The organism is Massilia sp. YIM B02769 (genome assembly GCF_030411995.1).
Classification (GTDB): Bacteria; Pseudomonadota; Gammaproteobacteria; order Burkholderiales; family Burkholderiaceae_D; genus Telluria.
Genome location: NZ_JASNRC010000010.1, coordinates 181,041 through 199,362, shown reverse-complemented (window position 1 = coordinate 199,362; position 18,322 = coordinate 181,041). Strand labels below are relative to the sequence as shown.

At 67.8% G+C, this 18,322-nt stretch carries 22 protein-coding genes; 10 read left to right on the top strand and 12 right to left on the bottom strand.

The window, feature by feature from the left end; all coding sequences use genetic code 11:
* Positions 1 to 101 precede the first annotated feature (101 nt).
* Positions 102 to 1,907 carry a M4 family metallopeptidase gene (locus tag QPK31_RS17695; RefSeq protein ID WP_290424216.1) on the top strand — a complete coding sequence of 602 codons (1,806 nt, stop codon included), beginning with the start codon at positions 102 to 104 and terminating at the stop codon, positions 1,905 to 1,907.
* A gap of 305 nt (positions 1,908 to 2,212) precedes the next feature.
* On the opposite strand, the gene QPK31_RS17690 is transcribed toward QPK31_RS17695, so the two are convergent.
* The gene (locus QPK31_RS17690) at positions 2,213 to 2,926 is read right to left on the bottom strand and encodes a M23 family metallopeptidase (RefSeq protein WP_290424215.1); all 714 of its coding nucleotides are present in this window, start codon (positions 2,924 to 2,926) and stop codon (positions 2,213 to 2,215) included.
* A gap of 41 nt (positions 2,927 to 2,967) precedes the next feature.
* Entirely contained in the window at positions 2,968 to 3,975 is a 1,008-nt protein-coding gene (locus QPK31_RS17685; RefSeq protein WP_290424214.1) for a L,D-transpeptidase, read from the bottom strand.
* A 131-nt stretch (positions 3,976 to 4,106) separates the two neighbouring features.
* Here QPK31_RS17685 and QPK31_RS17680 point away from each other — a divergent pair, with 131 nt between their 5' ends.
* Positions 4,107 to 4,403 (top strand): 2Fe-2S iron-sulfur cluster-binding protein, encoded by a 297-nt coding sequence (locus QPK31_RS17680; RefSeq protein ID WP_290424213.1) that lies wholly within the window; start codon positions 4,107 to 4,109, stop codon positions 4,401 to 4,403.
* On the opposite strand, the gene QPK31_RS17675 is transcribed toward QPK31_RS17680, so the two are convergent.
* On the bottom strand, positions 4,366 to 5,277 hold the full coding sequence (locus tag QPK31_RS17675) for a S9 family peptidase (RefSeq protein ID WP_290424212.1): 912 nt from the start codon (positions 5,275 to 5,277) through the stop codon (positions 4,366 to 4,368). The genes QPK31_RS17680 and QPK31_RS17675 overlap by 38 nt on opposite strands.
* Positions 5,278 to 5,407: 130 nt before the next feature.
* On the opposite strand from QPK31_RS17675, the gene QPK31_RS17670 reads away from it, so the two are divergent.
* Both QPK31_RS17670 and QPK31_RS17665 read left to right on the top strand, forming a co-directional pair.
* Positions 5,408 to 5,590, top strand: a complete 183-nt coding sequence (locus QPK31_RS17670) for a hypothetical protein (protein WP_290424211.1) — start codon at positions 5,408 to 5,410, stop codon at positions 5,588 to 5,590.
* Between the two features lie 89 nt (positions 5,591 to 5,679).
* Positions 5,680 to 5,853, top strand: a complete 174-nt coding sequence (locus QPK31_RS17665; protein ID WP_290424210.1) for a hypothetical protein — start codon at positions 5,680 to 5,682, stop codon at positions 5,851 to 5,853.
* Between the two features lie 52 nt (positions 5,854 to 5,905).
* Here QPK31_RS17665 and QPK31_RS17660 read toward each other — a convergent pair whose 3' ends face one another.
* Positions 5,906 to 6,070 carry a hypothetical protein gene (locus QPK31_RS17660; protein ID WP_290424209.1) on the bottom strand — a complete coding sequence of 55 codons (165 nt, stop codon included), beginning with the start codon at positions 6,068 to 6,070 and terminating at the stop codon, positions 5,906 to 5,908.
* 211 nt (positions 6,071 to 6,281) lie between these two features.
* Between QPK31_RS17660 and QPK31_RS17655 the strand changes: the two genes are divergently transcribed.
* Together QPK31_RS17655 and QPK31_RS17650 are read left to right on the top strand one after the other, a co-directional pair.
* Positions 6,282 to 6,419, top strand: a complete 138-nt coding sequence (locus tag QPK31_RS17655) for a hypothetical protein (RefSeq protein ID WP_290424208.1) — start codon at positions 6,282 to 6,284, stop codon at positions 6,417 to 6,419.
* 96 nt (positions 6,420 to 6,515) lie between these two features.
* Entirely contained in the window at positions 6,516 to 6,884 is a 369-nt protein-coding gene (locus QPK31_RS17650) for a hypothetical protein (protein WP_290424207.1), read from the top strand.
* Positions 6,885 to 7,112: 228 nt separating this feature from the next.
* Here the strand turns inward: QPK31_RS17650 and QPK31_RS17645 are convergent, their stop codons facing one another.
* From QPK31_RS17645 to QPK31_RS17635, 3 genes are all read right to left on the bottom strand, one after another.
* A complete protein-coding gene (locus QPK31_RS17645; protein WP_290424206.1) occupies positions 7,113 to 7,322 on the bottom strand; it encodes a hypothetical protein in 210 nt (69 codons plus the stop codon).
* Between the two features lie 89 nt (positions 7,323 to 7,411).
* Positions 7,412 to 10,264, bottom strand: coding sequence for an EAL domain-containing protein (locus tag QPK31_RS17640; RefSeq protein ID WP_290424205.1), 2,853 nt, complete (start codon positions 10,262 to 10,264; stop codon positions 7,412 to 7,414).
* A gap of 125 nt (positions 10,265 to 10,389) precedes the next feature.
* Positions 10,390 to 11,184: a fused MFS/spermidine synthase gene (locus QPK31_RS17635; RefSeq protein ID WP_290424204.1), complete on the bottom strand. Its 795-nt coding sequence runs from the start codon at positions 11,182 to 11,184 to the stop codon at positions 10,390 to 10,392.
* Between the two features lie 142 nt (positions 11,185 to 11,326).
* On the opposite strand from QPK31_RS17635, the gene QPK31_RS17630 reads away from it, so the two are divergent.
* The 4 genes from QPK31_RS17630 (at position 11,327) to QPK31_RS17615 (ending at position 14,698) form a co-directional block, all read left to right on the top strand.
* Entirely contained in the window at positions 11,327 to 11,602 is a 276-nt protein-coding gene (locus tag QPK31_RS17630) for a hypothetical protein (RefSeq protein ID WP_290424203.1), read from the top strand.
* 5 nt (positions 11,603 to 11,607) lie between these two features.
* Positions 11,608 to 12,768: a GGDEF domain-containing protein gene (locus QPK31_RS17625; protein WP_290424202.1), complete on the top strand. Its 1,161-nt coding sequence runs from the start codon at positions 11,608 to 11,610 to the stop codon at positions 12,766 to 12,768.
* Between the two features lie 222 nt (positions 12,769 to 12,990).
* The gene (locus QPK31_RS17620; protein WP_290424201.1) at positions 12,991 to 13,968 is read left to right on the top strand and encodes a hypothetical protein; all 978 of its coding nucleotides are present in this window, start codon (positions 12,991 to 12,993) and stop codon (positions 13,966 to 13,968) included.
* 40 nt (positions 13,969 to 14,008) lie between these two features.
* Positions 14,009 to 14,698 carry a hypothetical protein gene (locus tag QPK31_RS17615; RefSeq protein ID WP_290424200.1) on the top strand — a complete coding sequence of 230 codons (690 nt, stop codon included), beginning with the start codon at positions 14,009 to 14,011 and terminating at the stop codon, positions 14,696 to 14,698.
* 74 nt (positions 14,699 to 14,772) lie between these two features.
* Here the strand turns inward: QPK31_RS17615 and QPK31_RS17610 are convergent, their stop codons facing one another.
* The 5 genes from QPK31_RS17610 to QPK31_RS17590 all read right to left on the bottom strand — a co-directional run bounded on the left by QPK31_RS17610 (position 14,773) and on the right by QPK31_RS17590 (position 18,321).
* Positions 14,773 to 15,060: a hypothetical protein gene (locus QPK31_RS17610; protein WP_229434978.1), complete on the bottom strand. Its 288-nt coding sequence runs from the start codon at positions 15,058 to 15,060 to the stop codon at positions 14,773 to 14,775.
* 169 nt (positions 15,061 to 15,229) lie between these two features.
* Complete coding sequence (locus QPK31_RS17605; RefSeq protein ID WP_290424199.1) at positions 15,230 to 15,886, bottom strand: ABC transporter ATP-binding protein; 657 nt, start codon at positions 15,884 to 15,886, stop codon at positions 15,230 to 15,232.
* Between the two features lie 6 nt (positions 15,887 to 15,892).
* Positions 15,893 to 16,681 (bottom strand): phosphonate ABC transporter, permease protein PhnE, encoded by a 789-nt coding sequence (gene phnE, locus QPK31_RS17600; RefSeq protein ID WP_290424198.1) that lies wholly within the window; start codon positions 16,679 to 16,681, stop codon positions 15,893 to 15,895.
* Positions 16,678 to 17,505, bottom strand: a complete 828-nt coding sequence (locus tag QPK31_RS17595) for an ABC transporter permease (protein ID WP_290424197.1) — start codon at positions 17,503 to 17,505, stop codon at positions 16,678 to 16,680. The genes phnE and QPK31_RS17595 overlap by 4 nt, the downstream gene beginning before the upstream one ends.
* Positions 17,506 to 17,508: 3 nt before the next feature.
* On the bottom strand, positions 17,509 to 18,321 hold the full coding sequence (locus QPK31_RS17590; protein WP_290424300.1) for a phosphonate ABC transporter ATP-binding protein: 813 nt from the start codon (positions 18,319 to 18,321) through the stop codon (positions 17,509 to 17,511).
* Position 18,322 lies beyond the last annotated feature (1 nt).

Sequence of the window (18,322 nt, the reverse complement as noted above, 5' to 3'; positions counted from 1 at the left end):
GGGGCTTCTTGCGTTTAAGCAATAAGTTCGAATGAAGCTCGTCCACACTTCGAGGGTTACCGGTTCGCCTGTGCGGCCGGCGCGATTCGAAGGGAGACGAGATGACTCACCGTAGAACACTGCCTGCGGCGCTGCTGTGCGCGTCGCTGTGCGCCTTGCCGCTTGCCGACGCGACGGCGGCGCCGATGATGAGTTCGCCCAAGGCTGCCTCCGCGCAGGCCAACGCGGCCCTGGTGTCGGCACTGGCGGCGGCGCGCGCCAGCCGCGGACTCGACAACAACCACAGCTTCGTCGTGACCCGGCAGCACCCGGGCGTGCAGGGCACCCAGGTAGTGCGCGCCGCCCACACCTACAAGGGCCTGCGCATCTTCGGCTCGGAATCGGTGGTGGTGCTCGACACGGCCGGGGCCATCGTCTCGGAGGCCGCCTCGGAACGGCGCCTGCACCTGGGCCGCGGCAGTGCCAACCGCCTGCGTCCGATGACGGCCGATTTCAGCGTCAAGCCGGCGATCTTTTCCAGGGCCGCCATCGATGCCGCCGTCGCCGCGACAGTGCCGGCAACTAGCGCCGCCGCCAGCGGCGGCGCCCCGGCAGCCACCCACGTGGCACCGCCAACCGCCGAACTCCTGATCTACCCGGTGATGCGCATCGAGCGCACCCCCGGCGCCGCCGACAAGCTGGAAGCCGAGCTGAACGCCGTCGACGTGGTCGAGGTGGTCGACCATTACGAACTGGCCTACCTGGTCCGCACGCGCATGCAGCAGAACGGCAGGCCGCTGTACTACGACACCATCGTCAGCGCGAAGGATGCCCGCATCATCGACCGCTGGAACATGGTGCAGAGCGTGATCGGCGTCGGCAAGAGCCAGTACAACGGCGACGTCCCGATCAGCACCACGCTGGCCGACGGCAGCTACCGCATGCTCGACCCCGAGCGCGGCACCGGCGGCGCCCATGGCGCGATGGCGATCACGAACGCCAACAACAGCAGCAGCGCCGGCAAGATGTACACGAATTCCACCAACACCTGGGGCGACGGCAAGCAGTACGTGCGCGGCGGCAGCACCACGAACGAGAACGGGCAAACCGCCGCGGTGAATGCCATGTGGGGCCTGATGAACACCTACGACGCCCTGAAGAACGTGCTCGGCTGGCAATCGCTGGACGGCCACAACACCGCCACCTACATCGCCGTGCACGTCAACACGGCCTACGACAACGCCTATTACAGCGACACCTGCGCCTGCATGTTCATCGGCGACGGCTCCAGCTTCACCAGCCTCGGCTCGATCGACGTGATCGGCCACGAGATGGGCCACGGCGTGACGGCCGCCACCTCGGATCTCGTGTATTCAGGCGAATCTGGCGGCCTGAACGAATCGAGTTCCGACATCGGCGGCGAGATCGTCGAAGCCTACGCGCGCGCCGGCGGCAAGGGCGAGGCGATCCCGAACGCCGGCAACGACTGGATGCTGGGCACCGAGCTCAGCCGCGAACAGATGCCGCTGCGCTGGATGTTCCGCCCCAGCAAGGACGGCAGCAGCCCGGACGCCTGGAGCACGTCGTTGCGCCGCCTCGACGTCCACTACAGCAGCGGGCCGAACAACCGGATGTTCTATTTCCTGTCGCAGGGCTCGAAGGCGGACAAGGACGGGGATTACTACAGCAAGTACCTGGTCAAGTCGCCGCTGGCCATGAGCGGCATCGGCACCGACAAGGCGTTCCGGATCTGGTTCAAGGCAAATACCACCAAGTTCACCTCCAGCACCAACTACGCCCAGGCGCGCGAGAAAATGGTCGAGGCGGCGCAGGAGTTGTATGGCGTGGCGAGTGCCGAGGCGATTGCGGTGCAGCGCGCCTATGCCGCGATCAATGTCGGCGCGGATGTGGATGAAGTGGCGCCATAAAATGGATGTCGTTCACCGCGACCTCGCGGCGATGTTCCATCGTTTGCGCCTCCCGTAGGGTGGGCCGGGCCGCGCTAGGCACCCCGTGCCCACGCGGTGACGTGCTCCAAGCCCGGACACGTGTCGCGAATCATCGCTCGCTTCGCATCCTGCGGCCACGAACGATCACGGCTTCCGGAGACGTCGCGAGCGACACATCTCTACACGTAGCCGCAAGGAGACGCCCGTCACCGCGTGGGCACGGAGTGCCCACCGTACGAATATCCGTCCCCCGCCAGCATGAATTCCCCGGCCAGGCGAAGCCTTCAATCCCCCAACATCGGATACGGATTCACCGGCGTCCCTTTCCACCACTGCTTCTCCGGCGTCAAGGCCACCACCGCAAAATGCAGATGCGGCGCATTCGGATCCGCATTCCCGCTCGCCCCCACATACCCGATCACATCCCCGCGCTTGACCTGCATGCCTTCCTTCACACCCTCCGCATACCGCTCTAGATGCGCGTAATAATAGGCATGCTTCTCGGCAGGATCGAACTGGTACAGCGTAATCCCACCCGGCTTGCTGTTAAACAGCTTCACCACCCGCCCATCGCCGGCCGCGCGCACCGGTGTCCCGGTCGGCGCCATGATATCCAGCGCTTCGTGATGCCGTTCCTGCCCACGCGGCTGGTCGAAGGTATCGGTCAATTGCGCAAACGCGATGCCTGCGACCGGCACCAGCAGCTTGCCCGGGATGTCGCCATCGGCGGTCAGCTCCGGCGCGGACGGGGTGCCGGTCGAGGCTTGCGGGGCAGGGCGGATCGGCAGGTCGGCGTCGACCAGGTCGGTCTGCACGGTGTCCGCCGCAGCTGCACCTGGCGCCGCAGCGGCCCCCGCCGCCGGGGCGGACGGCGGTGCGGGCAGGGCGCCGCCATCGGTGATGATCGGATCCGGTGCATCCGCGATCTCGCGCAGGTAGACGAACAGCCCACCCGCACCCACCAGCACGCCCAGCAAGAAAGTGACCAGCCACCTCATGACCTACCTCCGCTCAGTAAAACGACTTGTGATTGAAGCGCTTATTCCTGCAACACGACGTTGGTGCCCGCACCCACCACCTGCGCCACCGCGGCGGCGCTCCAGTTGGTCAGGCGGATGCAGCCGTGCGACTCCGTCTTGCCGATGAACTTTGGCACCGGCGTGCCGTGGATGCCGTAGTGCGGCTTCGACAAATCGATCCAGGCCACGCCCACCGGGTTGTTCGGGCCGGCCGCGACGGTTGCCTTCTTGTGGCTCGGGTCGGCATCCCAGAACAGTTTCGGGTTGTAGTGGTAGGTCGGGTTCGGGTGCACGCCCTCGATGGTCCAGTTACCCACCGGCAGGGGATCGTGCTCGCTGCCGGTCGAGGCCGGATACTGCGCGATCAGGCGCTCGGCGCTGTCGAACAGCATCAGCACCTTGCGGCTGTCGCTGACTACTACCTTGGCCGCCTGCGGCAGCGGGGCGCCGCCGTGCACGGCCGGCACCACGATCTGCTCGCCGGCGCGGTTGAAGTTCTTGCCCGGGTTCAGGCGCGCCAGCAGGTCGGGGCTGGCGTGGAATTTCTCGCCCAGGCCTTCGAGCGGCGAGGCATAGCCCAGCTTGTCCAGCTTGGACTTTTCCATCATGTCTTCGGGAATTTTTACAAACGGACCATTCACATCCTCGCCGGTCAGCACGTAGGCCGTGAGGGTGGGCGTGGTGTCCGCGTTGAGGGCGTTCCAGGTCGCGTCGTCGAGCTTGCCATGGGCGTCGAGGTTGCGGGTTTTCTGGAAGGTGGCCAGGGCCTGGCGCATGTTCGAGCCATAGGCGCCATCGATTTCGCCTGGCGAGAAATGCAGGCGGTCGAGCAGGACCTGGGCGCGCAGCAGGCGCTCGAATTCGGCGCGTTCGGCGGCGGCGTCGAGCGGCGCGGCCTGGCCCGGCTGGGCGGCGGGAGTCGCCTGGGCAGGGGCCGCAGCTTGGGCGGGAGCCGCAACCTGGGCAGATGCGATGGAAGCGGCGCCGGCAAAAGCGGCGGTGACGAGCGTGGTAATGATTTTTTGCATGGGGCACCTGCGTACTTACTGAAGGAAACTCCAGCGTAGGCGCGCCGCCATGTTCGGTCTGTGCGGAAACGAACTGAGGCATTTCCCGCCGCACCGCCGCCCACACGGCCCCAGGCGCTACAATCGCCGGCATGAGCCACGATGCCACAATCACGCTGCAACCGCTTGCCTGCGCCTTTCCCGCCGATGGCAAGACCATCCTGCACGCGGCCGAGGCCGCCGGCTTCGTGTTGCCCAGTTCCTGCCGCAACGGTACTTGCCGCACCTGCATCTGCCGCCTGGAAAGCGGCGCGGTGCGCTACCTGGTCGAGTGGCCGGGCCTGTCGATCGAGGAAAAGCGCGAGCACTACCTGTTGCCCTGCGTCGCCGTGCCCCTCGGCGACGTGGTGGTCAGCGCGCCTTTGGCGAAGCGGCAGCCCCGGTCCTAGCCAGCGCGCGCTCGATGGCGCCCAGCACCTGCGGCCAGGCGAACGAGGTGGCGGCCACCTCGTCGTAATGGCTGGCGCCCGGCAGGATGACGACCTCGGCGCTGTCGCCGGCGGCCAGCGCGCGCCTGGCATAGTCGTGGGCCACGCGCGGCGGCGAAATAGTGTCCAGTTCGCCCGTCACCAGGATGGTGTGGGTGCCGTTCGGCATCAGCTCGGCGGCATTCGTGTCGGCGTACACATCCGGCCGCTCCCTGCTCGGTTCGCCGGCCAGTTCCGGCGTATCGCGTCCGCAGCTTTCCTTGATCAATGCGCGTTCGCGGCGCAGGTCGGCCAGGCCGCCCAGGCTGACCACGGCGCGCACCGGCAACACGTCCTTGCGGTACAGCACGCTGCTGGCGGGCAGGCGCGCGCGGCCGGCAATCCACTGCACCAGCTGGCCGCCGGCCGAATGGCCGACCGCGATCACGCGTTCCAGGTCGAGCGGATGCGCGGCGCCCTGTTTCGCCAGGGCGGCCAGGGCGTCCTGCATGTCGAGGTACATGCCGGGATAGCCGCCGCCGGCTTCGTCGACGCGCCGGTATTCCACGTTCCACACCGCGATGCCGCGTTCGCGCAGGGCGCCGGCCATGTTGCGCAGCTGGCCGATGCCGCCGAACTTCGCGGTCCAGCAGCCGCCGTGCACCAGCACCGCCACCGGGAAGGGGCCGGCGCCTTGCGGCACGAACAGCTCGGCATACTGCGAGGGCGCCGGGCCGTAGGCGACATGGGCGTCGGGCGCCGGGCCGGTCAAGGCCATGTAGTCGGCCAGCTGCATCGGCGCGGCGGCGCCCATGCCGGGGAGCAGGGCGGCGAGGATCAGGAAGGGAAGCTTCATCGCAAGAAATGTGGTTGGAAAAGCATCCACTATACCGGGCTTTGCCGCGCGCGCACGATTGAAAACCCTTGCGGTTCTTCCATGCTAGGCTGCACCAAACGTCACCCTTTCACAACCACGGAGGATCAGGATGAGCCAGTCCAAATCGGGCGGCAGCCCGCAGAACAAGCAGTCGGACAGTCTGTCGGAACAAGACCAGCAGAAACAACGCGCCGGCAAGGAAGACAAGAGCAGCCACGACGAGAAATCGCGCGTGCGCGCCGGTACCGGCGAAGGCGCCGGCGGCGGCGCCAAGCAGAAGCAGAATCACTGAAACAACCATGACCCTGGCGCCCCGGCGCGGCCCCCGCGGCCTGGCTGCCGGCGCCTCCAACACAATGCAACAGCACAGAAAGGACGATGATGGAACTACACGACCCGCGCGCCGAAGCTGACGCGCTGCGCGCCCACTCGACGCCCGATCCGGAACAGACGCCCACGCCGCCGACCATTCCGGTGCCCGACGACGTACCCGACCCGGCCCATGCACCGGTCGAGGAGCCCGTCATCCCCGAGCCGCCGATCCGCGCGCAATAAAAAACAGGGCGGGAAGTTCCCGCCCATCGTGATCGCTATCCCTCCGCCCGGATCAGGACTTGTCCTGCTTGTCGTCCGACTTCAGGGGCGGGATTTCCTTGATCATCTCTTCGGTTTCTTTCTCTCCCGGCGTTTTTTCGCCGCTGCCGATATCGTCCTCGTGCAGGATGGCGCCGCCTTGCGCGGCCGGGTCGGTGGTCTTGTGTCGGGTGTTCATGGTGCGCTCCTTGCGTTGCTAAAGTTGGAACAATCCTAACAGCCGCATCCCGCAACCGGCGCGCGTTAGGGTGCCCGCCAAGCTGGCCCGCATTTGGCAACACTGTTGTAATTCACACAAAGTTACAATTATGTTCGGTGCCGAACGTTCCCCGTTTATGGATTTTTTTATAATATCCATTCATAGATGATCGAATTTCGGAGTCAGACAGATGGGCAATTCCCTGCATAACAAGATTTACCTCGGCCGTCACCACGGCTTCACCTCGCGCCGTTTCCAGGGCGCGCTCGCCGTGGCCGGCATCATCGGCGCCGGCCTGGTCTGGATCGCCCTGCGCACCCTGCGCTGAGTTGTGTCGCCGCCTGGTGGTGCAACACGGCGGCAAGCTTGCCCTCAGGTCGTGCGCCGTTTACCATGACGGCCGCAACGAACCTTGAAAGTGGCAATGAAGAACGAAAAACTGTCGACCGACGAATACAACGCGCTGGGACTCATCCGCGGCGGCGTGGCCAACGACCGGGTCAATGCCTGCGTCGGCCGTAACGCCAAGCGCCTCGCTGGCCTGAAAATGGTGGCCTATGCCCGCAACGGCCGGCTCGACCTGACCGAGAAGGGGCAGCAGGTGCTGTTCCTGCGCGGCTGCGTCGAAGCGCTGAAGGCCTTGACCCAGGATGCCGCGGCGCCGGTCGCGCCCGACGTCGCCCAGTTCCTGATGCGCAAGTCGCACATCGCCGCGCGTGAAGAGGGTGGTTTCGAGGTGACGGCGAAAGGCCAGGAATCGCTGGCGGATATCCTGGCGCAAGAACCGCGCTGATTTAACGTGTTGGCCCTGTGCTTGGGCTAACGCCGTTCATGTTTCACGCGTGGGCACAGGAGCGCCCACCCTACCGATTCGAAGCCAACAGCGTTTGCACACGTAGGGTGGGCACTCCGTGCCCACGCGTGAACGCCGAACATTGTTGACTGTCGCCGGCGCTCCGTGCCCACGCGTGAACGCCGAACATTGTTGACTGTCGTTGGCGCCTACGCGACGCAAGTGCTCCTACCCCCGCCGCCGCCGATTCGGATACACCAGGGTACGCACCGCAATCTCCGCCGGCACATTCATCGCCGCCAGGAACTCCGCCGCCCGTTGCAGCCCCAGGGTCGGAACCGAAGCCACCGCCTGGTTCACCAGGTCGCGCGTGCGCAGGTCGGTCCGGACGACCCGCACTTGTGCCGGCGCCGTCGGGCGGGTTTGTACATCTTCCATGTTCATCAACTCCGTCAATTGCACTCGAATGCGCGCAATTTTAGTGGAACGATGTAGAAATTACTACAAAGATATAATTATTCTATGGCTCAGGCCACGGTTTCCGGCTCGGCCGGGGCGGCGATGAGTTCGTCCGGCTGCAAACCGCGTCCCTCCACCAGCAACTGCTCGAAGTCCGCGGCCGGCAATGGGCGGCTGAAGTAATAGCCCTGCATTTCGTCGCAGCCATGGCGGCGCAGGTAATCGAGCTGCTCGCCGGTTTCCACGCCCTCGGCAATCACCGCCAGCTTCAGGTTGTGGGCCAGGGCGATGATCGAGGTCACGATGGCCTCGTCGTTGGCGTCGCGCGTGATGTCGGCGACAAACGAGCGGTCGATCTTCAGCACGTCGATCGGGAAGCGCGACAGGTAGGACAGGCTCGAGTAGCCGGTGCCGAAGTCGTCGATCGACAGGTTCACGCCCAATGCCTTCATGCGGTGCAGCAGCTCGACCGCCGGCGTGACGTCGCTCATGAACAGGCTTTCGGTCAGCTCGATTTCCAGGTATTTCGGTTCCAGGCCGGTGTCCGCCAGCACCCGTTCCAGGCCCTCGATCAGGTCGGGCGCGCTGAACTGGCGCGCCGACAGGTTCACGGCCACGCGCAGCTTGTCGAAGCCGGCATCCTGCCAGGCCTTGTTCTGGGCGCAGGCGGTGCGCATCACCCAGGCGCCGATCGGCACGATCAGGCCGGTTTCCTCGGCAATGCTCACGAAACGGCCCGGCGGCACCATGCCGAGTTCCGGATGCTGCCAGCGGATCAGCGCTTCCATGCCGCAGATCTTGCCGGTCTTCATGTCGAGCTGGGGCTGGTAATACAGCACGAACTCGTCGCGCTCCAGCGCATTGCGCAGCGCGCTTTCGATGCGCACGCGCTCCAGCGACTCCTCGTTCATGGCCGGGGTGTAGAACTGGAAGTTGTTGCGGCCGAGTTTCTTGGCGCGGTACATCGCGATGTCGGCGTGCTCGATCAGCTCGTCCGCGCCCGTGCCTTCGCTCGGGAACACCGCCACCCCGATACTGCAGGTGACGAAGAATTCCTTGGTGCCGAGCATCACCGGCTGGGCCACGGCGTCCATCACGCGCTGCACGATGTCCGGGCTCAGGGTCTGCTCGCCGTGCTCGGACAGGATCACCACGAATTCGTCGCCCGACAGGCGCGCTACGGTGTCCGAATCGCGCAGCGAGGAGCGCAGGCGCGCCGCCACCGTCATCAGCAGCACGTCGCCGGCCTTGTGGCCCATGCTGTCGTTGACGAACTTGAAGCGGTCGAGGTCGATCAGCATCACCCACACCGGGTTGCCGCTGCGGCTGGCGTAGGCCACGGCCTGGCCCAGGCGGTCCTGCAGCAGCGATCGGTTCGGCAGGCCGGTCAGCACGTCGTGCTGGGCCACGTGGTGCACGCGCTGCTCGGTCAGCTTGCGCGCGGTGATGTCGGAACCGGTGCCGCGGTAGCCGTTGAACACGCCGCGTTCGTCGAAAACCGGCTGGCCGCTGACCAGGAACCAGCGGGTGTCGCCGTTGTCGTCGCTCAGCTGGTACTCGAAGTTGCTGAAGGCCTCCCGGGCCTTGATCTGGGCGACATGGGCGCGTCCGGCCTCGGTCGCCTCCAGGCCTTCCATGTATTCCCAGCGCGTCTTGCCCAGCACGCGGTCCACCGTCACGCCCGACTTCTCGGCAAAGCCGCCGGTGATCATGGTGAAGCGATAGTCGCGGTCCTGCTCCCAGTACCAGTCCGAGGACATCGCCACCAGCTGGCGGAAGCGCTGCTCGCTTTGCTGCAAGGCTTTCTCGGTGCGCTCGCGCGCCACCATGTCGTCGACCAGGCGCCGGTTGGTGCGTTTCAGGTCCGCGGTGCGCTTGCGCACCAGCTGCTGCACCCGGCGCGTGCGCACGCTCGAGGCCTGCACCCAGGCCGCGGTGAGCAGGCTCAGCAGGATACCGCCGGCCAGGATCGCCAGCGAAGCCAGGTGGTCGGCCGCGAACGGCCGCGGCACCGACGTGACTTCCACCAGCCAGGGGCGGCCGGCAACGTCCAGGCTGCGCACCAGGCTGGAACGGTGCTCGGGCGCCAGCCAGTCGGCCATGGTGTCGTTCGGCAGCGGCGTGTCTTCGTTACGCGTGCTGAACACCAGGTTGGCCGGCTCGGGACGTGCCGAGGCATACACCGACATCACGATCTGTTCGTCGCCCAGCAGGTTGGCGCCGGCCAGGGCATTCTTCACCAGCTCGCGTGCGCGCACCACGACGGCGGTGTCGCCGAGCAGCTTGCCGTTGCGGTCGAGCACCGGCATCAGCACCTGGAAGCTCGGCTGCGGCTGCGGATCCTGCACCAGCGGGAACAGCGCGGTGGCGGCGGCGCGGCCGTCCGCCAGGGCGCGTGCCAGGGCGCCGGTGATCTGCGGACGCACGCTCGAATCGAAACCGAAGGCCGCCTCGTTGCCGCGCAGCGGTTCCAGGTAGTACACGACGTTGTAGCGGTCGCGCCGCTCGGCCGGCACGCGCATGCTGTCGCGCACCTCGCTGATGACGGTGCCGGGCAAGACACTTTGCAGCTCGGCCTCGACCGCGCCGCGCTCGGCATGGTCGACCACGCGGTGGAAATTGAAGGCCTGGATGAAGGGATGGCGCGCCAGCAGCGGCGAGGTGAAATCGTGGAATTCGGCGCGCGTGACCGGGGAGCCGAGCGCGAACAGGCGGTTGGTGACATTCACCACTTCGACCGCATCGTGCAGGCCCTGGCGCACGGTGGCAACGCGCTGGTCGGCGCGCTGGCTGAAGGAAAGGGCAAGGTTGTCGTATTCGAGGTGGCTCACGCCCACGAACAGCGCGCACGAGGCGGCCAGCCCGGCCCCGAGGGTGAGGACGGTTGCGCGGGTGAGGGAAAACGACAGGCGACGCACCATGTACTGTTCCAGAAAAAAATTTCCTTGCCCGGAGGCACCAAAGCCCTGAAGTGTGTCATACAACGCCGCTTTTCGCCAGACACTTCCTCCGAGGACGCCTTCGGCGCGCCGGCCTGTCGCCCCGATCAGACACGGCGGCGTGCCAGCCAGGCAACCACGGCATGCGCGAGCAGCCGGTTCAGCCAGCCGACGCCCAGCCCGCGCCGTTTCGTCCAGCGCGCATGGCGGGCCAGGGTGCGCGCCAGCGCCGCATCCGGCGGCACCTTCGCCGCCGGATGCGGCGCGCGCAGGGCGAACAGAATGTGGTTGTTGCCGGCGATGCCGTCGAACTGGCAGACGCGCTCCCCGAAAGCGCTGTCGATGCGCGCGCGCAGCGCCGCATACTGCGGGTCGTAGCTGAGCAAATTGGCCACCAGCACGCCACCGTCGCGCAGGGCGCGGCGGCAGGATGCGTAAAAGGCGGCGCTGCCGAGTGCGGGCGGCATGCCGGCCGCGTCGAAGCCGTCGACCAGGATCACGTCGCAGCTGCCGGGCGCCGCCGCGATGAAGCCGGCGGCGTCGGCGTGGATGATGCGCAAGCGCGCATCGTCGGGCGGCACGTGGAACTGGTCGCGCAGGGCGATCACCTCGGCGCTGATTTCAAGCACCGTGATGCGCGCCTGCGGAAAATGGCGGTGGCAGAACTTGACCAGCGAGCCGCCGCCCAGGCCAGCCATGACGATGTGGCGCGGCCGCGGCGCGAACAGGGCGAAGCACATCATGGCGCGCGCGTAGGCGAGCACCAGGGCGTCGGGACGCGAGAGCAGCATCTCGCTCTGGATATCGCCGGGCACGAACTCCAGCGTGCGGCGGTCGCCCTCGGTGCGCACCAGGGGCGCGGTGCGGGCGGGCTGTGGTCCTGGATCGGATTCGGAAGGCATGGCGCCAGTATAGCGATGGGAATGCAGGCGATGGGAAGGCGGGCGATGCGAAGGCAGGCGACGGCGGCCGCGCGCCGTCCTCGTCTTGTTTGCAGGCATTAAATTCTGATAAGCTGGCCCTTGCCGCCATTCGGAGTTCTTCATGTTCCTGGATCACCCGACGATCACCGCCACCAACAGCTTGACCGAGCCCGACCGCATCGAGCGGCTGAACCGCGTCTATGGTTACGCGATGGCGCTGGCCGACAGCGAAAACAACCCCGGCTTCGTCGACAAGCTGACCCAGCTGCACGACCACAAGGGCACGCTGATCGTTTTCTGGCACGAGGCCCCGAGCGAACACGACCGCAGCTGCTGGGCGCGCGCCTGGGCCAGCCGCGTCGGCGACGGCACCACCAACGTCGAACACGAATTCTGAACACCATGATGACCCTCGATTCGACCACCATGGTGCTGGTCCTGGCACTCGGCAACCTGGTCCTGTGCAGCCTGCTGTTCTTCTTCGACTATGGCGCCGCCCGTGCGCCCGCGCCGGCCGCCGGCAGCTGGGGCCTGTCGAAGCAGGTGCAGGCCGCGGCCTGGGTGCTGCTGGCGCTGGGCGGCGCGCGCGTCGTGCCGGAGCCGCTGGCGCTGCCGGCCGGCTGGGCGCTGCTGATCGGCGGCGTGGCCCTGGAAACGGGTGCGCTGTGGGAAGCGGCCAGGCAGCCGCGCTGGCGCCGCGCGATGGTGCCGCTGGCGATCGTGGCCATCGTGGTGTTCCTGGTCTGCTACCTGATCGACGACAGCGGCCTGCGCAACCTGGCCGCCTTGCTGCTGCTCGGCGGTTTCTACCTGCTGGCCGCCGCCGCGCTGGCCCAGGGCTGGCGCGGCATCACCATGCTGCAGCGCGTGCTGGCCGTCGTCATCGCGCTGCTGGCGCTGGTGGTCGCCGCGCGCGGCCTGCTGGTGCTGGTCATGCCCGACGGCTGGCGCTGGCTGTCGAACGAGCTGCTGCGCCAGCTGTCCAGCGCGGCGCTCTACCTGCTGATGCTGGTGGGCGGCTTCGGCTGGCTGCTGCTGGCGCGCGAACGCCTGCAGGCCGAACTGGCGCGCCTGGAAACCGTCGACACCGTGACCGACGTGCCGAACCGGCGCGGCTTCTTCGCGGCGCTGGCGCCGTGGATGGCGCTGGCGCGCCGCCCCGGCCAGCCGACCGCGCTGGTGGTGCTCGACCTCGACGCCTTCAAGCGCGTGAACGACGGCTATGGACACCCGGCCGGCGACGTCGTGCTGCGCCACGTGGCCGGCTTGTGCAAGCGCCAGCTGCGCGACAGCGACCAACTGGCGCGCCTGGTCGGCGGCGAATTCGCCATCCTGCTGCCGCGCACCGGCATCGAGGAAGCGGCGCTGGTGGCCGAACGCATGCGAGCCGCGATCGAGGCGACGCCGGTCAAACTTGATCGTGCGATGATCTCGATGACGGCCAGCTTCGGCATCACCACCATTCGCGCCGACGACAGCAACGTGATCCTGCTGCAGCGCGCGGACGAGGCGATGCGCGGAGCAAAGGCAGCAGGGCGCAACCAGGTACGCCAGGCGGCTTGAGGGTTAGGCCGACGCCGGCCACCGGAACAACACCTCATCGCGTGGAGACGCCGGTAAAGCCGGCTTTGTTTGCCGGCGCCTGCGGTCCTGGCGCCTGCTGGACCGGCGTCCCGGCCCAGGCGTTCAAGGTCGTCACAAACCCTGCATTCTTCGTCATCGCCCGGTCACAAACCGCTTGCATACTGCGTGTCTATTCGCCAACGCGCGCCAACACGCCCACTGATGACCAACCAGCCCAACGCAGTGCCCCTGTACGCCGCCGTGGAACTCGGCTCGGACAGCTTCCGCCTGCATGTGGCCAGCTGCGAAGGGGGCAGCGTGCGCGTGGTCGCCACCCTGAGCGAACCGATCCGCCTGGGCGCCGAACTCGATGCCGGCGGCGGCATCGGCACCGCCGCCATGGCGCGGGCATTGGCCTGCCTGCGCCAGTTCCGCACCGCGCTCGCACTCTGGCAGCCGCGTGCGGTGCGCGTGGTGGCCACCGCCGCACTGCGCATCGCCCGCAACGCCCCGGCCTTCGTGCCGGCAGCGGAGAATGCAATCGGCTACCCGGTCGACGTCATCGGCGGCGAGGAAGAGGGGCGCCTGGTTTACTTCGGCGTTGCCGCCGCGCTGGACCACACGCCAGGCGGCGCGCCGGAGCGGCGCCTGGTCCTCGACATCGGCAGCGGTTCGACCGAGCTCGCCGTCGGCCGCGGCGCCGAGCTCGAACGCGTGCAGTCGTTCGGCGTGGGTGCGCTGCGCCAGGGCCTGGCCTTCTTTGGCGAGGGCATCGACCCGAGCGCCTTCGACGCCGCGCTGGCATCCTCGCGCAGCCGCTTTGCCGATGCCGGCGCGCTGCCCGGCATGCGCGGCTGGCCGCGCGCCTATGGCGCTTCGGGAAGCGTGCGTGCCCTGGCCGAACTGGCGAACGCATTGCTGGCGCCGGCGCCGAGTCTCCCCGTCGGACGCCTGCTTGCCTTGCGCCGCGCGGCGATCGAGGAAGGCGGCCTGGCGCGCGTGGCCGCGCAATGGCCGCAGCCGGGAAGGGCGGCGCAGATCGCCGGCGGCCTGGCGATGCTGCTGGCGCTGGTCGAGGATCTCGGCATCGACGAGCTGGTGCCGGTGCAAGCCGGCCTGCGCGCCGGCGTGATCCGCGAGCTGCACGGGCGCTTCCAGGACAAGGCATCCTGCGGGACGCCCTACCGGGAATGCGTGTGATCGACTATATTGTTTACCTTGTTAAGCAGTGGAATACCCCATGACCAGAAAATCGGTTCCCGACGCGGCGGCAAGCAAGCCGTCGGCACGGGCGACATCGGGCGCACGCGCGTCCGCCGGCGCGGCCAGCAAGCCGGCGCCAAAGACCACCAGGGCCCTGAAGGCCACCGCGGCCGACGTCGCCGTGGCCAAGGCGAATACGAAGAAAACCAGGGGCACGGCCAAGGCCGAACCGGCGAAGCGCAGTGTCAAGGCTGCGCCGAAGGCTGCTGACAAGGCGCAGCCGAAAGCCGCCAAGCCTGCCGCGCGCGCCGCCGTGAAGCCCGCCAAGCCGGCGAAATCCGAAGCCAAAGCGGGCGTCAAACCGGCCGCGCGCAGCGCAGCGCCGAAAGGCCCCGCGCTGGCGGCCAAGACCGCGGCGAAGGCGCTGGTCAAGGCATCCGGCAAACCGGCTGCCGGCGGCGCGCGTGGCCGCAGTGCCGTGCCGGCGCCGGCCGCCAGCGAATCGGCGCGCCCGGCGCTGGTGCGCGACAGCTTCACCATGCCCGAACAGGAATACGTGGTGCTGGCCGACGTGAAGCAGGCCTGCCTGAAGGCCGGCTTCGAGGTCAAGAAGAGCGAGTTGCTGCGCATCGGCGTGGCGCTGGTGGGCCGTCTCGACATGGCGACCCTGCGCCAGGTGCTCGACGGCTTGCCCCAGCTGAAAACTGGGCGTCCGCCCAGCCAGTGAGGTCCATCACCGCCAGGCCGACGCCCCGGTAAGAACGCACCGGCCGTGATGGCCCGGCGCCGCCAACGGGTATGTCAGTGGATCGACGCGCTGGTCAGCTCCTTCAGCTCGCGAATCGGAATGTTCGACTTCTCGTGCATGCGCAGCAGGATCGTGGCGCCGACATTCAGCTTGCGGTGCCGGATCTTGCTGATGATCGGGGGCTGGACTTCCAGCACCCGGCACAATTCCGCGTCATTCTTCAGGTGCAGCTTTTCGATGAGGGTGTCGAGCAGCTTGTTGGGGACGAAGCTCGACGGCTCGAGGGCGCGCGCGCGGTGCATCGCGGCGAGCATTTCCTGTTTTTTTTGGCGTACGTTCATGTACTCCTCCAAATACTGAATCTGGTTGAGGGGACAGGACCGTCTTGGATGCGCCCGATGTTGTGTTAGCTTATGCGTGCGGGTCGTTGTGATATTACTACGGCTTTGCGCCGCACGTTGCACCAATCATGCGTAACGTGCGGGCAACATCGTTCTTTCCGCTGGGAACTTACGCCAATTTCAAACCGGAACGGGTCAGGAGCCAGACCTGGTCCGCCATCTCCGCCGCCGCATGCGAGTGCGTGACCATGATCGCGCCGGCCCCGTTCGCCTTGATTTCCGTGCGCAGCAGGCGCAGGATGCCTTCCGCCGTTTCCGGATCGAGGTTCCCGGTCGGCTCGTCGGCCAGCAGCAGGGCAGGCTTGTGCACCAGGGCGCGCGCGATCGCTACCCGCTGCAATTCGCCGCCCGAGAGCTGGCGCGGGAAGTCGTCGCCGCGCCCGGCCAGGCCGACCGCCGCCAGCATGTCGACGGCGCGTGCGCCGGCGTCGCGCTCAGTCAGCCGATTCAGCAGGAGCGGCAGCGCCACGTTCTGCTGCAGCGTCAGATGCGGCAGCACGTGGAAGGCCTGGAAGATGAAGCCCATGCGCGTACGGCGCAGGCGGGTGGCGGCATCGTCGTCGAGCGCCGACATGGCCGTGCCGTCGACCAGCACCTGGCCGCCGTCGGGCGCGTCCAGGCCCGCGATCAGGTTCAGCAGCGTCGACTTGCCGACCCCCGATTCGCCCATGATGGCGATGAACTGGCCCGGCTCGAAACGGTGCGACAGCTGGCCGAGGACGGTGCGTCCGCCGTAGGTCTTGGTGAGGTCGCGCAGTTCGAGCATGGGTATTTACCGTGTGAGGGCGCGCCGCAGCGCGAAACTGACCGCATCGACCAGCGCCACCAGCAGCAGCATCGCGATCACCACGGTGGCGGCGCTCGGCATCTGGAACAGCGACAGGTGGTACTTCAGCATCTGCCCCAGGCCGCCGGCGCCGACCACGCCCAGCACGGCGGCGGCGCGGATATTGTTCTCCCAGCGGTACAGGGTATACGACAGCATTTGCGGCAGGGTCTGCGGCAGGGTCGCGTAGAAAAAGGCGGCCAGCGCGCCCGCGCCGTTCGTGCGCAGGGTCGCTTCCGGCAGTGGCGCCGCGTTTTCCAGGGCGTCGGCGAACAGGCGCCCGAGCACGCCGGCCGTGTGCGCGGCCAGCGCTAGGGTGCCGGCAAACGGACCGAGGCCGGCGGCCACCAGCAGGATCGCCGCCCACACCAGTTCCGGGATCGAGCGCAGCACGTTCAGCACCAGGCGCACCGCGCCGCGCGGCGCCGCGCCCCAGCGTCCGGCCGCCGGCAGCGCCAGCACCAGGCCGGCGATCACGGCCAGCAGGGTGCCGAGGGCCGACATCGACAGCGTCTCGACGGCGGCATTCAGGGTCTTCAGGAGGAAGGGCGTGGCCATTTCCGGCGGCGCGAAGCCGGCCAGGAATTCGAGCGTGGTATCTACTGCCTCGGGCGTGAAGAAGGCGGCGACGTCGAGCCGCAGCGTGGCGAAGCTGGCCACCACCAGGGCGACGAGCGCCAGCACCAGCAGCGGCGTGCCCCAGTCGCGGCGTGGCGGCGCAGGCATCCGGCTCATCCCAGCCTCCGGCGCAGCAGGGTGGAGACGAGGTCGGCCGCCGCCACCAATAATACGAACATGATCAGCATGGTGGCGACTTCGCCGCCGGCCATCATCTTGGTCGATTCGTCCATGCGCTGGCCAAGGCCGCCGGCGCCGACGAAGCCCATGATGGCCGAGCCGCGGATCGCGCATTCCCAGCGGTAGACGGTGTAGGACACGAGTTCGGCCGCCGCTTCCGGCAGGGCGCCGTACAGCAGGGCCGGCAAGCGCCCGGCGCCGTTGGCCAGCAGACTGTCGCTGGCGTGGGCGTCGCTCGACTCGAGGATTTCGGCATACACCTTGGCCAGCATGCCGCAATAGGTGAGGGCGATCGCCAGCACGCCGGCGGTCGGCCCCAGGCCCACCACGCGCACGAACAGCAGCGCCCACACCAGTTCCGGCACGCTGCGCAGCAGCACCAGCACCCAGCGCACGGCCTGGCGCAGGAGCGCGGCCGGACGGCGCATGCGGCCGGTGCCGAGGGTCGAGATCGACAGGCGCTCGGTCACCAGCAGGGTGGCGGGAATCGCACCCAGCAGGGCGAGAAAGAGGCCGCAGGTGGCGATCGCCACCGTGATCCAGGTTTCGCGCAGCACCATCGCCAGGAATTCGGCGGAGTGGGCGGGCTTCAAAAAATCGGACAGGAAGTTGCCGGCCGCGGCCAGGCTTTGCAGGTCGAACAGGATCCAGGGCTTGAATTCGCTGTAGACCAGCATCGGCCACAGCAGGGCGAGGCCGAGGCCGCAGGCCAGCAGGCGGCCGCGCCAGGCCGGATCGGGGTGCAGGACAGCCGTCGCCATGAATCAGAAACAGGCGCCGACGGCGATGCGTTCGGGCGATTCGTGGGGGTGGTCCTGCGGCGGCTGGACCGTTTCGTTGGCGTAGAGCGCGGCGATCATCTCGTCGGTCACCGCTTCGCGCGGCAAATCGAACACGATGCGGCCCGCGCGCAGGCCGACAATCCGGGCGAAGTGGGCGCGCGCCATCTCGACCTGGTGCAGGCTGCACACCAGGGTCGCCTTGCGCGCCGCCGCCTCGCCCTGCAGGGTGGACAGCGTGAGCTGGGCCAGGGCCGGGTCGAGTGCGGAAATCGGCTCGTCGACCAGGAAGACCTCGGCGTTGGAGAGCAGCAGGCGCGCCAGGCTGCAGCGCTGGCGTTCGCCGCCGGACAGGCGGTCGACGCGCGCATACAGCTTGTCGCCGAGGCCGAAGCGGCTCAGGGCATCGAAGGCGGCATCCGGGTCGGACGGCTTGAAGAGAGAGGCGAGGGCCTTCCCCAGACTCCACTGCGGCAGGCGCGCCGCCAGCACGGCGGTGATCACGCGCTGGCGCGGCGGCAGCGGCGGCGTCTGCGGCGCCAGGAACAGGCGCGCGCGCAACGCATGGCGCGCGGCCTGCGACAGCGTCCACGGGTCCTGGCCGAATACGGTGAAACCGCCCTCGGCCGGCTGGTGGGCCAGCGCGAGGGTCGACAGCAGGGTGGTCTTGCCGGCGCCCGACGGCCCGATCAGCGCCAGCTGCTCGCCGGGCGCGATGGCCAGGTCGAGCGCCTGCAGGGCGGGCGCGCGGCTGCCCGTCAGGTGGCGCACCGTCAGTTTGTCGAGCGTAAAACTCATC

What these genes read in the sequence shown, in the direction of transcription:
- QPK31_RS17695 (WP_290424216.1), top strand. Translation starts at nt 102, where the DNA reads ATGACTCACCGTAGAACACTGCCTGCGGCGCTGCTGTGCGCGTCGCTG.
- QPK31_RS17690 (WP_290424215.1), bottom strand. Translation starts at nt 2,926, where the DNA reads ATGAGGTGGCTGGTCACTTTCTTGCTGGGCGTGCTGGTGGGTGCGGGT.
- QPK31_RS17685 (WP_290424214.1), bottom strand. Translation starts at nt 3,975, where the DNA reads ATGCAAAAAATCATTACCACGCTCGTCACCGCCGCTTTTGCCGGCGCC.
- QPK31_RS17680 (WP_290424213.1), top strand. Translation starts at nt 4,107, where the DNA reads ATGAGCCACGATGCCACAATCACGCTGCAACCGCTTGCCTGCGCCTTT.
- QPK31_RS17675 (WP_290424212.1), bottom strand. Translation starts at nt 5,277, where the DNA reads ATGAAGCTTCCCTTCCTGATCCTCGCCGCCCTGCTCCCCGGCATGGGC.
- QPK31_RS17670 (WP_290424211.1), top strand. Translation starts at nt 5,408, where the DNA reads ATGAGCCAGTCCAAATCGGGCGGCAGCCCGCAGAACAAGCAGTCGGAC.
- QPK31_RS17665 (WP_290424210.1), top strand. Translation starts at nt 5,680, where the DNA reads ATGGAACTACACGACCCGCGCGCCGAAGCTGACGCGCTGCGCGCCCAC.
- QPK31_RS17660 (WP_290424209.1), bottom strand. Translation starts at nt 6,070, where the DNA reads ATGAACACCCGACACAAGACCACCGACCCGGCCGCGCAAGGCGGCGCC.
- QPK31_RS17655 (WP_290424208.1), top strand. Translation starts at nt 6,282, where the DNA reads ATGGGCAATTCCCTGCATAACAAGATTTACCTCGGCCGTCACCACGGC.
- QPK31_RS17650 (WP_290424207.1), top strand. Translation starts at nt 6,516, where the DNA reads ATGAAGAACGAAAAACTGTCGACCGACGAATACAACGCGCTGGGACTC.
- QPK31_RS17645 (WP_290424206.1), bottom strand. Translation starts at nt 7,322, where the DNA reads ATGGAAGATGTACAAACCCGCCCGACGGCGCCGGCACAAGTGCGGGTC.
- QPK31_RS17640 (WP_290424205.1), bottom strand. Translation starts at nt 10,264, where the DNA reads ATGGTGCGTCGCCTGTCGTTTTCCCTCACCCGCGCAACCGTCCTCACC.
- QPK31_RS17635 (WP_290424204.1), bottom strand. Translation starts at nt 11,184, where the DNA reads ATGCCTTCCGAATCCGATCCAGGACCACAGCCCGCCCGCACCGCGCCC.
- QPK31_RS17630 (WP_290424203.1), top strand. Translation starts at nt 11,327, where the DNA reads ATGTTCCTGGATCACCCGACGATCACCGCCACCAACAGCTTGACCGAG.
- QPK31_RS17625 (WP_290424202.1), top strand. Translation starts at nt 11,608, where the DNA reads ATGATGACCCTCGATTCGACCACCATGGTGCTGGTCCTGGCACTCGGC.
- QPK31_RS17620 (WP_290424201.1), top strand. Translation starts at nt 12,991, where the DNA reads ATGACCAACCAGCCCAACGCAGTGCCCCTGTACGCCGCCGTGGAACTC.
- QPK31_RS17615 (WP_290424200.1), top strand. Translation starts at nt 14,009, where the DNA reads ATGACCAGAAAATCGGTTCCCGACGCGGCGGCAAGCAAGCCGTCGGCA.
- QPK31_RS17610 (WP_229434978.1), bottom strand. Translation starts at nt 15,060, where the DNA reads ATGAACGTACGCCAAAAAAAACAGGAAATGCTCGCCGCGATGCACCGC.
- QPK31_RS17605 (WP_290424199.1), bottom strand. Translation starts at nt 15,886, where the DNA reads ATGCTCGAACTGCGCGACCTCACCAAGACCTACGGCGGACGCACCGTC.
- phnE (WP_290424198.1), bottom strand. Translation starts at nt 16,681, where the DNA reads ATGAGCCGGATGCCTGCGCCGCCACGCCGCGACTGGGGCACGCCGCTG.
- QPK31_RS17595 (WP_290424197.1), bottom strand. Translation starts at nt 17,505, where the DNA reads ATGGCGACGGCTGTCCTGCACCCCGATCCGGCCTGGCGCGGCCGCCTG.
- QPK31_RS17590 (WP_290424300.1), bottom strand. Translation starts at nt 18,321, where the DNA reads ATGAGTTTTACGCTCGACAAACTGACGGTGCGCCACCTGACGGGCAGC.